Source organism: Agrobacterium sp. 10MFCol1.1, assembly GCF_000381165.1.
GTDB lineage: Bacteria > Pseudomonadota > Alphaproteobacteria > Rhizobiales > Rhizobiaceae > Agrobacterium > Agrobacterium tumefaciens.
Map to the genome: position 1 here is coordinate 90145 of NZ_KB906077.1, position 13410 is coordinate 103554.

12 protein-coding genes are annotated in these 13410 nt (G+C 61.5%); 10 read left to right on the forward strand and 2 right to left on the reverse strand.

Annotation, left to right across the window (positions count from 1 at the left end; genetic code table 11):
- Positions 1–4: 4 nt before the first annotated feature.
- From cobN to F617_RS0115780, 5 genes are read left to right on the forward strand one after another with little or no spacing between them, the layout of a single operon-like run.
- On the forward strand, positions 5–3355 hold the full coding sequence (cobN, locus tag F617_RS0115760) for a cobaltochelatase subunit CobN (protein ID WP_019565968.1): 3351 nt from the start codon (positions 5–7) through the stop codon (positions 3353–3355).
- Positions 3352–4710, forward strand: coding sequence for a precorrin-3B synthase (gene cobG, locus F617_RS0115765; protein WP_019565969.1), 1359 nt, complete (start codon positions 3352–3354; stop codon positions 4708–4710). Before cobN ends, cobG begins: the two co-directional genes overlap by 4 nt.
- A complete protein-coding gene (locus F617_RS0115770) occupies positions 4707–5339 on the forward strand; it encodes a precorrin-8X methylmutase (RefSeq protein WP_003516424.1) in 633 nt (210 codons plus the stop codon). The genes cobG and F617_RS0115770 overlap by 4 nt, the downstream gene beginning before the upstream one ends.
- Positions 5336–6103, forward strand: a complete 768-nt coding sequence (locus F617_RS0115775) for a precorrin-2 C(20)-methyltransferase (protein WP_019565970.1) — start codon at positions 5336–5338, stop codon at positions 6101–6103. The genes F617_RS0115770 and F617_RS0115775 overlap by 4 nt, the downstream gene beginning before the upstream one ends.
- On the forward strand, positions 6100–6861 hold the full coding sequence (locus F617_RS0115780) for a precorrin-3B C(17)-methyltransferase (protein ID WP_013636988.1): 762 nt from the start codon (positions 6100–6102) through the stop codon (positions 6859–6861). Before F617_RS0115775 ends, F617_RS0115780 begins: the two co-directional genes overlap by 4 nt.
- On the opposite strand, the gene F617_RS0115785 is transcribed toward F617_RS0115780, so the two are convergent.
- Positions 6828–7610: a cobalt-precorrin-6A reductase gene (locus F617_RS0115785; RefSeq protein WP_019565971.1), complete on the reverse strand. Its 783-nt coding sequence runs from the start codon at positions 7608–7610 to the stop codon at positions 6828–6830. The two genes, F617_RS0115780 and F617_RS0115785, sit on opposite strands and share 34 nt — an antisense overlap.
- Between F617_RS0115785 and F617_RS0115790 the strand changes: the two genes are divergently transcribed.
- The 3 genes from F617_RS0115790 to cobM are packed head-to-tail and all read left to right on the forward strand — an operon-like array spanning position 7609 to position 10063.
- On the forward strand, positions 7609–8886 hold the full coding sequence (locus F617_RS0115790; RefSeq protein WP_019565972.1) for a bifunctional cobalt-precorrin-7 (C(5))-methyltransferase/cobalt-precorrin-6B (C(15))-methyltransferase: 1278 nt from the start codon (positions 7609–7611) through the stop codon (positions 8884–8886). The genes F617_RS0115785 and F617_RS0115790 overlap by 2 nt on opposite strands.
- Complete coding sequence (locus tag F617_RS0115795) at positions 8880–9293, forward strand: cobalamin biosynthesis protein (protein WP_019565973.1); 414 nt, start codon at positions 8880–8882, stop codon at positions 9291–9293. The genes F617_RS0115790 and F617_RS0115795 overlap by 7 nt, the downstream gene beginning before the upstream one ends.
- Positions 9290–10063: a precorrin-4 C(11)-methyltransferase gene (gene cobM / locus F617_RS0115800; protein ID WP_019565974.1), complete on the forward strand. Its 774-nt coding sequence runs from the start codon at positions 9290–9292 to the stop codon at positions 10061–10063. Before F617_RS0115795 ends, cobM begins: the two co-directional genes overlap by 4 nt.
- Here cobM and F617_RS0115805 read toward each other — a convergent pair.
- Positions 10018–11148 (reverse strand): cobalt-precorrin-5B (C(1))-methyltransferase, encoded by a 1131-nt coding sequence (locus tag F617_RS0115805; protein ID WP_019565975.1) that lies wholly within the window; start codon positions 11146–11148, stop codon positions 10018–10020. The genes cobM and F617_RS0115805 overlap by 46 nt on opposite strands.
- A gap of 59 nt (positions 11149–11207) precedes the next feature.
- Here F617_RS0115805 and cobA point away from each other — a divergent pair, with 59 nt between their 5' ends.
- Together cobA and F617_RS0115815 are read left to right on the forward strand one after the other, a co-directional pair.
- Complete coding sequence (cobA, locus tag F617_RS0115810) at positions 11208–11996, forward strand: uroporphyrinogen-III C-methyltransferase (RefSeq protein WP_019565976.1); 789 nt, start codon at positions 11208–11210, stop codon at positions 11994–11996.
- Positions 11993–13309, forward strand: coding sequence for a cobyrinate a,c-diamide synthase (locus F617_RS0115815; protein WP_019565977.1), 1317 nt, complete (start codon positions 11993–11995; stop codon positions 13307–13309). Before cobA ends, F617_RS0115815 begins: the two co-directional genes overlap by 4 nt.
- Positions 13310–13410: the final 101 nt, after the last annotated feature.

A 13410-nucleotide genomic window follows, 5' to 3' on the forward strand; every position in this document is an offset into this window, starting at 1 on the left:
AGAAATGCACATTCTCGCCACCACATCTTCGTCTCTGGACGACCTGATCGAGCCGGTTGATCTCAACCAGCCGCGATCGGACGTGGTGATGCTGTCTTTTTCGGCAAGCGATCTTGCCGGGCTGGAACAGGCATGGCGGCAGGCAGGGGGCTCGCTTCCGTCCCTGTCTGCCGCCAACCTCTCCGAGCTTCGGCACCCGATGTCGGTCGATCTGTGGATTGAAAAGACGGCCGAACATGCCCGTGTCATCCTTATCCGGATTCTCGGCGGCGCGGAGCGCTGGCGCTATGGCGTCGATCAGCTCAGCACGATGGCGCGGCGGCGTGGCATAAAACTTATGCTCCTGCCGGGTGAATGCAGTGAGAGAGACGAAAAGCTCGAAGCAGCCTCGACTGTCGATCGCCAGACGTTGGCGTCTGTCCTCGCCTTCTTCCGCGAGGGTGGGCGGGAAAATATGGACCGGCTTGCCATTGGTCTTGCTGCCCTTGTAAGTGGTGGCGCATGGCCAGATATCGAGGCTCAACCGCTGCCGAAAGCCGGCTTTTACCGGCCGGCTAACGGCGTCGTGGATCAGGCGGAAGCCTGCGCCGGTTTTCCCGCCGGTGCAGCTGTCCTTCCCATTCTCTTTTACCGCTCCATGCTTCTTGCTGCCGATGCGGCGCCCGTGGATGCGCTTTTTCACGCGCTCTCTCAGCGCGGTTTTGCGCCATTGCCGATTTTCGTCAGCGGCCTCAAGGATGGGGAGGCGATCCGCTTTCTCGAAACCGTACTGCCCGAACTCCAGCCCGCCGCCATCGTTGCCGCCACGGCTTTTGCCAGCCAGATGGACGACAGCGGTAAAACCCTGTTTGACCGCATCGGCGTGCCGGTGTTTCAGGTGGTTATGGCGACGACGCGACGGGACGGCTGGGCGGAAAATGCGCGCGGTCTCAACCCTTCCGATCTTGCCATGCATGTGGTCCTGCCGGAACTCGATGGCCGGATTCTTGCTGGCGCAATCTCATTCAAGCAGGTGCGGACTGATGGCGGTATCAGCCTCATCAATGTACCGGAGGCTGATCGCGTCGAACAGGTGGCAAACAGAATCGCTGCCTTTCTGCAATTAAAACAGTCCACGCCACAGGAACGGCGGATCGTCATTCTGATGCCGGATTATCCCGGTGCTGCGCCGGGGCGCACGGGTTATGCCGTTGGTCTCGATGTGCCGCAAAGCGTGCTTGAAATACTGCGCGATCTGGCCGCGGCAGGATATGTGGTTTCGGATATTCCCGAAACGGCGCGGGCTTTGCTGGATTGTGTCGAGCAGCAGGAAGCGGCTGTCGGACTTTCAGACTATCGTGATTTTCTTTTGGGTTTGCCTGAAGGGGTTGCCGCCTCCGTGGATGGCACGTGGGGTTCGGCCGAACAGGACGACGCACTAGCCGACGGCGCATTCCGTTTTCGCGTCGCCCGTTTCGGCCAGATATTCGTGGCCCTGGCACCGGATCGTGGGCGAAATGAGGATCGGCGGGTGGATTACCATGACCCTGCCCTGCCGCCACGTCATGCGTTGGTTGCTTTCGGCGCCTGGATGCAGCGTGTCGCAGGGGCGCATGCCATTGTGCATGTCGGTGCGCATGGCACGCTGGAATGGCTGCCCGGCAAGACAGTTGCGCTTTCCCGCGATTGTTTTCCTGAAATCGTCACCGGGTCTTTGCCGGTGGTCTATCCGTTCATCGTTTCCAATCCGGGCGAAGCGGCGGTTGCCAAACGGCGGATCGCTGCCGTCACGATCGGCCATGTTCCGCCTGTGCTGGTAGATGCCGGGCTTTCGCCGGAACAATCGGCTCTGGAACAGCTCGTCGACGAATATGCGCAGGCGGATGGGCTCGACCGCCGCCGCCGCGACCGGCTGGCGAAACTGATCGTAGGGAAGGCGCTGGAAACCGGTCTTGCGGCGGATGCCGGTGTCGGTGCAAAGGACGATGCCGATGCGGCGCTGTCGCGCATCGACGCCTTCCTCTGCGATCTCAAGGACTTCGCCATCAAGGATGGCCAGCATGTTTTTGGCCGCAGCCCCGAAGGCGAGACCGATCTTCTGAGGCTTGAAAGTGCTGCGGCGGAAAAAACAGCGCTGCTTGCCGCGCTCGATGGCCGCCATATTGTCCCCGGTCCTTCCGGCGCACCCGCGCGCGGGCGTCTCGATGTCCTGCCGACGGGCCGCAATCTGTATGCTGCCGATCCGCGCACCATGCCGACGCCGACGGCTTTCGAGCTGGGCCGCATGGCGGGCGAAGAAGTGCTTCGGCACCATCTGCAATCCCATGGCGACTGGCCGAAACATCTGGTTTTTGATCTCTGGGGCAGCGCCAGCCTGCGCAATGGCGGCGAGGATGTGGCGCAGGCGCTGCATCTGATGGGGGCGAGACCGATCCATGACCTGGCGACGGGTCGCGTCACAGGCATCGAGGTTCTGCCGCCGGCCAGTATCGGGCGGCCGCGTGTCGACGTCACATTCCGGATTTCCGGCCTGTTCCGCGACATGTTTCCGGCGTTGATCGCTCTTCTAGACGCCGCCGCCAAGGCCGTCGCGCGGCGGGATGAAGCGCCGGGCGACAATCCGCTGGCGGAAGAAGCGGCGGCACTCGGGCATATACCGGCACGCATCTTCGGCTCCGCACCCGGCACCTATGGTGCAGGCACTGAGGAGAAACTCGCCAGCGGAAAATGGGAAGAACGTGAGGAACTAGGGCAAGCCTATCTGGATGCGGCAAGCCATGCCTTTGGTGGTGCGGATGGGCTTGAGATTTTCGAGGATGCCGGTTTTGTCGAGCTGGTGCGCCGGGCCGATCTTCTCATTCACACCGGCGACGATCCGGGCCGGGATCTTCTCGACGGCTCTTCCGATGTCGCCTTCATCGGTGGTTTTTCCGCCGCAAAAGCACTGCTTGGCGGCGTTGCCGATATCGTGGCGCTGGATACGACCGATCCCGCGCGTCCGCGCGCGCGGTCCATTTCACAGGCGCTGACGCGCGTTGTTCGGGCCCGCGCCGTCAATCCGCGCTTCATTGCCGGACAGATGCGGCACGGCCCGCGAGGGGCGGCGGAATTTGCCGAGACGGTTGACCGGCTGATCGGTTTTGCGGAAACCACCCATGCGGTATCTTCCTCGCTGATCGAGGCGCTTTACGACGCCTATTTCGGCAATGAGGACGTGCGCGATTTCATCCTGCGGGAAAATCCGAAAGCGGCGGAGGTCATGGCGACGCGCTTTTTGTCCGCCCGTCGTCGCGGGTTGTGGCACAGCCGCCGCAATGCGGTGGATGCGGAACTTGAAATGCTGATCCTGCCCCGTTCTGAAAGGGTCGGCGCATGAGGACAGCCCCTTCCGATCCGGTCCAGCCGTTTGGCCGCCGTGGCACGTGTCCGGCCTTATCGACCCCGATGCTGACCGGCGACGGATACCTGTCGCGCATCGCATTCGAGGCGGATATTGCGCCCCGCGATATGATCGCGCTTTGCGGTCTTGCTGAGCGGCACGGCAACGGGCTGATAGACATCACGGCACGCGGCAGCCTGCAATTTCGCGGCCTGACGCGGGAAAGCGCCTGCGACCTGGAGAATGATGTTCTGGCGCTCGGTTTGCTGCTTCGCGACGGACTGGCAGTCGAGACCTCACCTCTTTCCGGCCGGGACGATCGGGAAATCGCCGATGGCAGTGCCATTGCGGATGAGATTCGCAGAGAGGCTGCCGCGCTGGCGCTGCATCACAGCCTCGCCGCAAAAATGTCCGTCATCATCGATGGGGGCGGCCGTCTTTCCATGGGCGATTTGCTGGCCGATATCCGTCTGAAGGCGGTGCGGCTCGATCATCGAGTTTTCTGGCAATTGCTTGTCGGAGGTCCGGAGAGCAAGGCGTTGCGCGCGGGATTTGTTGAGGCCGACAAGGCAGCCGATGTGGTCCTGTTGCTGCTCGTCCATCTGGCCGGCAAAGGACCGCTTGCCCGTGGCCGCGATCTGGATTTGCGGACGATAAAGGCGATTTGCGGAGACCGCCTGGTAGATAGCGAGAGCCAAGGCGAGACGCCTGCGCCTTCTTCGCCCCTGGGGCTGATGGCGGCCGGTAACGGTACGTTTGCTGCCGGTATCACTCCTGCTTTCGCGCAAGTTCGTGCTTCCGATCTGTCGCGGCTCTGTGGACTGGCGCGCGCATTTGATATCGAAACATTGCGGCCATCGCTCAATCATAGCCTGCTATTTTTCGGGTCGCGGAATGCTTGCGATGCGCTGATGCAAACTGCGGACAGTGCCGGTTTCATCACAAGGGCAGGTGATGCGCGGTCTTCCATAGCAGTATGTCCCGGCACGCCGGGGTGCGCTTCGGCTTTCTTTCCCACACATGATCTGGCGGCCTTTGCATCGCGGGAATTAGCTTCCATGCTCGATGGCTCCTTCACACTGCATCTCTCCGGCTGCGGAAAGGGTTGCGCGCATCCCGCCCCGTCGCTTCTGGCCTTTTCCGGCGCCGCCGATGGTCTGGCCTTTTCGTTTTCGGGCCGCGCCTGCGACCCGCAGGACGGTATTTTATCTTTCGAGCAACAGAGGACGGCGCTTTCGCGGCTTGCCCGTCTTTGCGAAAAAGAACATAAGCCCGGGGAAAACGCTGCCGACCTGCTTGCCCGTCTGGGTAAGGAGGCAATCGTTGCCGCGCTTCGACAGGATGACCGATGACCGACCATGACTATATTCGCGACGGCAATGCGATTTACGAGCGCTCCTTCGCCATCATTCGCGAGGAAGCGGATTTGTCCGCCTTTACCGAAGATCAGGCGGATATCGCCATACGCATGATCCATGCCTGCGGGCTGGTGGAAGCGGCCAGCCATTTCCGTTTTTCTCCGGATTTCGTTGTCGCTGCACGTGGTGCTTTGCTGGCGGGCAAGCCCGTTCTGTGTGATGCGGAAATGGTCGCCCACGGCGTGACCCGCGCCCGCCTTCCGGCCAATAATGACGTGATCTGCACCCTTCGCGATCCGCGCACCCCTGAGCTTGCGAAAACGATTGGCAATACCCGTTCCGCCGCCGCACTCGATCTCTGGGCGGAAAAGCTGGACGGTGCTCTCGTTGCTATCGGCAACGCGCCGACAGCGCTGTTCTATCTTCTGGAGATGCTTGAAAAAGGCGCTCCACGTCCAGCTGCCATTATCGGCATGCCGGTCGGTTTTGTCGGTGCGGCGGAATCGAAGGATGCGCTGGAGGCTAGTTTGCTAGGCATTCCCTATGCCATCGTCAAGGGACGTATGGGTGGATCGGCCATGACGGCCGCTGCCGTCAACGCCGTTGCGAGGGCAGGTCTGTGAGCGCGGCTCTTTTCGAAAATTCCAAGGGTAAACTCGTGGGCGTCGGCACCGGCCCCGGCGATCCAGAGCTTCTGACGCTGAAAGCCGTGCGCGCCATCGAAAATGCCGATGTTCTCGCCTTCTTCTGCAAGAAAGGCAGCAGCGGCAATGGTCGCGGTATCGTTGAGGCCTTCATTCGTCCGGGCACACTGGAAATGCCGCTGGTCTATCCGGTAACCGTCGAGAGCGACAAAAACGGCGAGGATTATCGCGGTGCGATCGCCGCATTTTTCGATCAGTCGGCAATGGATATTGCTGCCCATCTCGATGCCGGGCGCAATGTCGCCGTGCTGTCGGAAGGCGATCCGCTGTTTTACGGTTCCTATATGCATCTTCATCTGCGGCTTGCGCCTTCCTATGAGGCGGAGGTCGTTGCCGGCATTACCGCCATGTCCGGCTGCTGGTCGATGGCCGGTCTACCGCTGGTGCAGGGTGACGATATCTTGAGCGTGCTTCCCGGCACGCTTGCCGAAGATGTTCTGACAGAGCGTCTGTCCGGCACGGATGGCGCCGTGATCATGAAGGTCGGGCGCAACCTGCCGAAAATCCGCCGGGCGCTGGAAAAGGCCGGCAAGCTTAATGAAGCGCTGTATGTCGAGCGCGGCACCATGGCGAACAGCCATGCGGTGCCGCTGATCGAGCGGGACGCATCGCCCGCCCCCTATTTTTCGCTGGTTCTGGTACCTGGCTGGAAAACCAGACCCGCTGGCGGTGAAGCGTCATGAACGGCAGGCTGGTCGTTGTCGGCCTTGGCCCTGGCAGTTCTGCGCAGGTGACACCGGAGGCGCTCGCCGCGGTTGAGGCGTCGGAGGATTTCTTCGGTTACATTCCCTATCTCGATCGGCTGTCGCTCAGACCCGACCAACGTCGCCATGCCTCTGACAATCGCGAGGAAATCTCCCGTGCCGAACAGGCTCTGCGGCTTGCAGCCGGGGGCGGCAAGGTCTGCGTGGTTTCGGGCGGCGATCCCGGCGTTTTTGCCATGGCGGCGGCTGTTTGCGAGGCGATTGAACATGGCCCGCGCGAGTGGCGCGAAATAGACTTCTCGGTCGTGCCGGGCGTGACGGCCATGCTTGCGGTTGCTGCACGAGCCGGCGCGCCGCTCGGGCATGATTTCTGCGCCATCTCGCTGTCGGACAATTTGAAGCCCTGGGGTATTATTGAAAAGCGGCTGATCGCGGCTGCGGAAGCCGGATTCGTGATGGCTTTCTATAATCCCGTCAGCAAGGCGCGCCCGCACCAGCTTGGCACCGCCTTCGATCTTTTGCGCGCACATTTGCCCGGCTCGGTGCCGGTGATCTTTGGCCGTGCGGCAGGCCGTGCGGATGAGCGCATCCGGGTCGTGCCTTTGTCGGAAGCATCGAGCGACATGGCGGATATGGCCACCTGCATCATCGTCGGTTCGGTGGAAACCCGTCTTATCGAGCGTTCGGACAAAGATCCGCTGGTTTACTCGCCGCGTTTTTCGAAAAGAGAAAGCTGATGGCGGATGGCGGTGAGCGCAGTCGCTATATCCGGCACGTTCGCGCCATTGAGGATTGCGGCGTTGAGCTGTGGCGGCCGCTCGATCATGATAACCGGCAGGCCAAGCCGCCTCGCCGCTTCGATCTTGCCGTAACTGGCTTTGCCGCCGGAGTTCTTGGAAACCACAGTGCCGATACGGTTTTCCTCCAGCATGCGGATCTCTTCATCCAGCGCAAAGGGGCCGCGCGCTGTAATATAGCGAGCATCCGGCACCTTCAGCGGCGGCTCTACCGGATCAACGCTGCGAATGAGATAGCTGTGTTGGGGGGCTGCCTCGAAAGGGAGAAGTTCCTGCCGGCCGAGCGCCAGAAACACCCGCTTGCCTTCATCGCCGAGCGCGATAACAGCCTGTTCGACGGTATCGACCCTCTGCCATTTGTCATTCGGTTGGCGCTCCCAGGCGGGGCGCGAAAGTGCTACAAGCGGAACTTTGGCAAGTCTCGCCGCCTCCACGGCATTGGCGGAAATCCTCGCCGCATAGGGATGGGTGGCGTCGACCAGAATATCGAAATTCCCGGTGCGGATGAAATCCGCCAAACCCGCAGCACCGCCAAACCCGCCACTGCGCATCGGCACGGGCTGTTCCACTGGCGAAAGCGTACGCCCGGCCATGGAAAGCAGGATTCGGTAGCCGGAGTCCACTGCCAGCTTGCCGGCGAGAATGCGGGCATCCGCCGTGCCGCCAAGGATGAGTATGGAGCGTGTCATGACGTCTGAATATTCCGGAACGGGCAACGCTTCCACTCAAAAGAAAGCTTCCACTGAAAAGAAAGGCAAGCCATGGCTTTTCATCGTCGGCATAGGCGAAGATGGGCTGGATGGGCTCGGTCGCAATGCCGTGGCGGCAATAGAGGCGGCCGAGATTGTTTTCGGTGGCAAACGTCATCTGGAACTGGCGGCTGCAGCCATTCGTGGTGAGGCGCGCCCTTGGCCGGTGCCGTTCGATGCGGAGATGAGCGATGTCGTGGCGTTGCGCGGTAGACGGGTCTGCGTGCTCGCCTCTGGCGATCCGTTCTTTTATGGCGCCGGCGTCACACTTCTGCGGCGAATACCGTCGGAGGAGACAGTCTGCTATCCCTCACCTTCCGCCTTCTCCCAGGCCGCGGCGCGGCTTGGCTGGGCTTTGCAGTCGACCGAATGCGTGTCGTTGCACGGGCGTTCCATCGATCTTTTGCGACCGCATCTGCATCCCGGAGCGAGGATCATCGCGCTTACTTCGGATGAGCGCGCGCCCGCTCTCATTGCGGAATTGCTGTCTCAATCCGGTTTCGGCCAGTCGGAATTTGTCCTGCTCGAAGCTTTGGGCGGAAAGCGGGAGAGGCGGCGGCAAATCAGGGCGGTCGATTTTACCTTTGACGACATCGATCCTTTGAACGTCGTGGCTATCGATGTCGTTGCTGCTGAGGGCGCACGCGTCCTGCCTTTTGTGCAGGGGCTGGATGACAGCCTGTTCGAACATGACGGGCAGATCACCAAGCGTGAAATCCGTGCCGTGACTCTTTCATCGCTGGCTCCGCGCCGGGGCGAGCTGCTGTGGGATATCGGTGCCGGTTCGGGTTCGATTGGTATTGAATGGATGCTGTCGCACCCCTCGCTCCGTGCCATCGCCATAGAGCAGCATCCCGACAGGGCGGAGCGTATCGCCCGCAATGCCGAGGCATTTGGCGTTCCGGGGCTTGAAGTCATGATCGGTGCAGCACCTGCGGCTTTTGAAGGCCTGCCTCAACCGGATGCGATCTTCATCGGTGGTGGCGGCAGCGAAACGGGCGTGTTTGAGGCTGCTATGGAGGCCTTGAAGCCAGGCGGGCGGCTGGTTGCCAATGCGGTGACGCTTGAAATGGAAGCGGTGCTGCTTGCGGCCAACGCCAGGTTCGGCGGTTCGATGATCCGTCTCGATGTGTCGCGCGTTGTTGCTGTCGGCTCCATGTCGGGCTGGCGTCCGGCCATGCCGGTGACACAATGGAGCTGGGTCAAGCCATGGTGACTGTCGCTGGCATAGGCTGCCGCAAGGGCACGGGTTCAGATGCAATTATTGCAGCCGTGCACGCTGCCGAGCTTGCTTTTGGCATGACCGTTGAATGCTTGGCGACTGCGCCGCTCAAGGCAAAAGAAGCTGGTCTTGCGGAAGCGGCGAAACGTCTGGCGCTGCCGCTTGAAATCGTATCGAAGGAACAGCTCGAGGCGGCTGCTTCGAAAACAATGACATTTTCACAGGCAAGCCTTGATCATGCCGGGACGCCCAGCGTCAGTGAAGCGGCGGCACTTGCTGCCGCCGGAGAAAATGCGCGGCTGGTCGCGGCGCGTCTCGTGGTTGGCGATGTGACGGTAGCCATCGCCACGACGAGCGACGCGCGAAATGGCCGCGCCATCGAACATGGAGAACAACAATGACGGTTCATTTCATCGGCGCCGGTCCGGGCGCCGCCGATCTCATCACGGCGCGCGGGCGCGATCTTATCGCTGCCTGCCCGGTCTGCCTTTATGCCGGCTCGCTGGTGCCGAAGGCGCTGATCGAGTATTGCCCGACGGATGCACGCATTGTCGATACGGCAGCACTGTCGCTTGATGAGATCGAGGCGGAGTTCGTTGCGGCGGCAAAGGCCGGCAAGGATGTGGCACGGCTGCATTCCGGTGATCTATCCGTTTGGAGTGCCATGGGTGAACAGATCCGCCGGCTGGAACGGCTGGGTCTCGATTATACCGTGACTCCAGGTGTGCCCTCTTTCGCTGCTGCCGCTGCCACCCTGCAGCGGGAATTGACGGTGCCGGAAGTGGCGCAAAGTCTTGTTCTGACCCGTATTTCGGGCCGCGCTTCGAAAATGCCCGAGGGCGAGACGCTGAAAGCCTTCGCTGCGACGGGGGCGACACTTGCCATCCATCTCGCCATCCATGCCATCGGCCAGGTGGTGGAAGAACTGACGCCGCTTTATGGTTCCGATTGCCCAGTCGCCATCGTTGTCCGCGCCTCCTGGCCGGATGAGCGGGTCATTCGCGGCACGTTGTTCGACATCGAAGGAAAACTGGCGGCCGAACCGGTGGAGCGGACGGCGCTGATCTTCGTCGGGCATGGGCTTGCCTCTACGGATTTTCGCGAGAGCGCACTTTATAGTACCGATTATGTCCGGCGGTTCCGCTCCCCGAAGGAAGATGCGAAGGGCTGATGCGACGGCGTGGAGGCGGTGCGTCCCTTGAGCGTGCCCTGACGATCGAACACCAGAATATCAAGCTCGATGCCGGGCACCTTCAAAGCGGCAGCCGCTGTTACCCAGGCTTTCTCCGCAACGATCGCGCCGAGGTCTATCCCCGCGCGTTCGGCCAGCTCAAAGGCGTGCGCAACCATGTTGGCCTGACGAATGGCGAGGGCAAGATTTTCATCTCCGCCAGCCTCGGTTGCGAGTACCGCCAGCGCATCAAGATCGGCCAGGCCTTTCTTGGAATGCACGTCGAGCATGCCCTGGGCGAGCTTGGTCATCTTGGCGACGCCGCCGGCAATGGTTACCCGTTCGACGGGGTGGCTGCGCAGATATTTCAGCATGCCACCGATAAAATCACCCATGTCGATCAGTGCGGTCTCTGGCAGGCCGTACACTGCCTGCCCCGCCTTTTCCGAGGTGTTGCCGGTCGCGCCGAGCAGATGGGTGCAGCCGGTGGCGCGCGCCACATCGATGCCGCGCCAGATGGAGTGGATCCATGCCGAGCAGGAAAACGGGATGACGATGCCGGTGGTGCCAAGGATGGAAATGCCGCCGACAATACCGAGCCTGCCATTCAGGGTCTTTTCCGCGATTTTCTCGCCGTCCCGAACGGAGATCTCGACTTCGAAATCTGCACCGTCTCCGGCTACTTCGCGAATGGCGGTTTCGATCATCTTGCGCGGTACGGGGTTGATCGCGGGTTCGCCCGGCGGCAGGGGCAATCCAGGCCGGGTGATGGTGCCGACGCCTTTTCCGGCCTTGAAGGTTATGCCGCTGCCGGGCTTTCCCCGTCGCACGGTGCTTTCGATCAGCGCACCATGGGTCACGTCGGGATCGTCGCCTGCATCCTTGACGACGCCGGCTCTTGCGAAGTTTTCACCTTTTTCCTCGGTGGCGAGAGAAAATGCCGGCCTCGCGCCGCTTGGAAGTTCGACTTCGACAGGGTAAGGAAACTCGCCGGTCAGAAGGGCAGCGCAGGCCGCCTTCGTGGCGGCTGCCGCGCAAGTGCCCGTGGTCCAGCCGCGGCGAAGGGTCTTTCCATCCGTTTCCATATGAATTCCTATAGCCGGGACGGCTATTTCCGTCATCGTTAAAAAAGCAGCCGAGAAGAATGTCGATAGCGCAGGTTTTGAACAGCATCGCCGCAAAAGGTCCGGTCTTTGAGGCCGGGCATGTCTGGCTCGCAGGCGCGGGTCCGGGCGATGTGCGTTATCTGACGCTCGAAGTGGCGCTCGCGCTTTCGCAGGCCGATGTGATCGTGCGCGACGCGCTGGTGAGCGACGATGTCGTTTCCCTGGGGCCTCAGGCTGAAATCGTGTTTGCCGGCAAGCGCGGCGGCAAGCCGTCGGCAACTCAGGACGACATCACTGCCTCGCTGATTGATCTCGCCCGACAGGGTAAGAAGGTGTTGCGGCTTAAGGGTGGCGATCCGTTTATTTTCGGGCGTGGCGGCGAAGAGGCGGAGGCGCTTGTCCGCGCCGGCATCCCATTTCGTATCTTGCCGGGCATGACCTCGTCGCTTGCAGCCCTTGCTTCAGCGCGCATTCCCGCCACCATGCGCGGTATCAGCCGCGCTGTCACGCTTGCCACCGGCCATGCCGCCGGGACCGAAGAGGATCTGGACTGGCTGGCACTGGCGAAGACACAGGAACCCATTGTCGTTTATATGGGGCTTAAGAACATAGGCTCGATCGCCGGTCTTCTGATGCAGGGCGGTCGTTCGGGCAAGACGCCGGTCGCCGTCATCATGTCGGCAACGACCGCGCAAGAACGGATTTTCATCGGCACACTGGAAAGCATAGCTGACGATGCAAAACGGGAAAAATTCGAGGCGCCGGCGCTGATCGTTATTGGCGAGATCGTTTCGATGCGCGACCGACTTGGGGTGCCGACCTTATGACCACACGGGCGATCATCATCGGCGCACCGCGCTCTGGTTCCGGCAAGACCAGCGTAACAATCGGCTTGCTCAGGGCCTTTGCCCGGCGCGGCATCAAGGTGCGCGGCATCAAGACGGGGCCGGATTATATCGACCCCGGCTTCCATGCCTTCGCCACCGGCACATCCGGCCTCAATCTCGACAGCTGGGCCATGCAGCCGGAATTGCTTCGACACCTGTTGTTGCAACAGGCTGATGGTGCCGACCTCGTTTTGATCGAAAGCGCCATGGGCCTGTTCGACGGTATCCCCGTGGCGGAAAACCGCACTGGTTCTGCGGCGGATCTGGCCCGGCTGTTCGGCATTCCCGTGCTGCTGGTGCTGGATGTGTCGGGTCAATCGCAGACAGCCGCTGCTGTTGCCTATGGTTTTGCCCACTATGATCCTGTTGTCACCATGGCGGCGGTGGTGCTGAACCGCGCCGGCAGCGAAAGACACCGGACGCTGTGCACGGAGGCCATCGAAAAAATCGGTCTGCCTGTCGCAGGATGCGTCCTGCGTGATCCGTCACTCATCCTGCCGGAACGGCATCTGGGCTTGGTGCAGGCCAGCGAACATCCGGAAATCGACGCGCATATAGAACGGCTGGCGGATGTGATGGAAAGGTCCATTGATCTCGATGCCTTGCTTTCGCTCGCTGCGCCTGTAGATGTGCCCTCCGGCTCGGTGGAGGCAGCGATTGCGCCGCCCGGCCAGCGCATCGCGCTTGCAGACGACGCGGCGTTCACCTTTCTTTATCCGCACCTCAAGAACCACTGGCATGCAGCGGGGGCGGAGATCGTGCCCTTCTCACCGCTGGCCGACGAGGCGCCCGATGACACCTGCGACATTTGCTGGCTGCCAGGTGGTTATCCCGAACTTTACGCTGGAAGGCTTGCCGATGCTGCCGTGTTCAAGGCAGGCATTGTCCGTTTTGCCGAGACGAAGCCGGTGCATGGCGAGTGCGGCGGCTATATGGTTTTGGGAGCGGCGCTGGAAGATGCCGATGGTGTCACCCACGCCATGACCGGGCTTCTGTCACATGCCACCAGTTTCGCCACGCGCAAGATGAACCTCGGTTACCGGCAGGCTGCAATCGTGGCAGATGGGCCGCTGGGCAAAGCGGGCGAAGTTCTGCGCGGCCACGAGTTTCACTATGCGCGTGTTATCGATCCGGGTCACGATGAGCCTTTCGCTCAGATCGCTGACGGACAGGGTCGTCCGCTCGGCCCCTCCGGTGGCAGGCGGGGTCTTGTTTCAGGCACTTTCTTCCACGCGATAGCCAAAGCCGGGTAAGCAATTTGGCGTCCGGATGCGGGGTTGCGTCAAAGTGGAGCGGGCTGAGAAAGTTTGTAGTCTGGTGCGATAGGTAAGTGCTATATAACCACTGTCGTCCC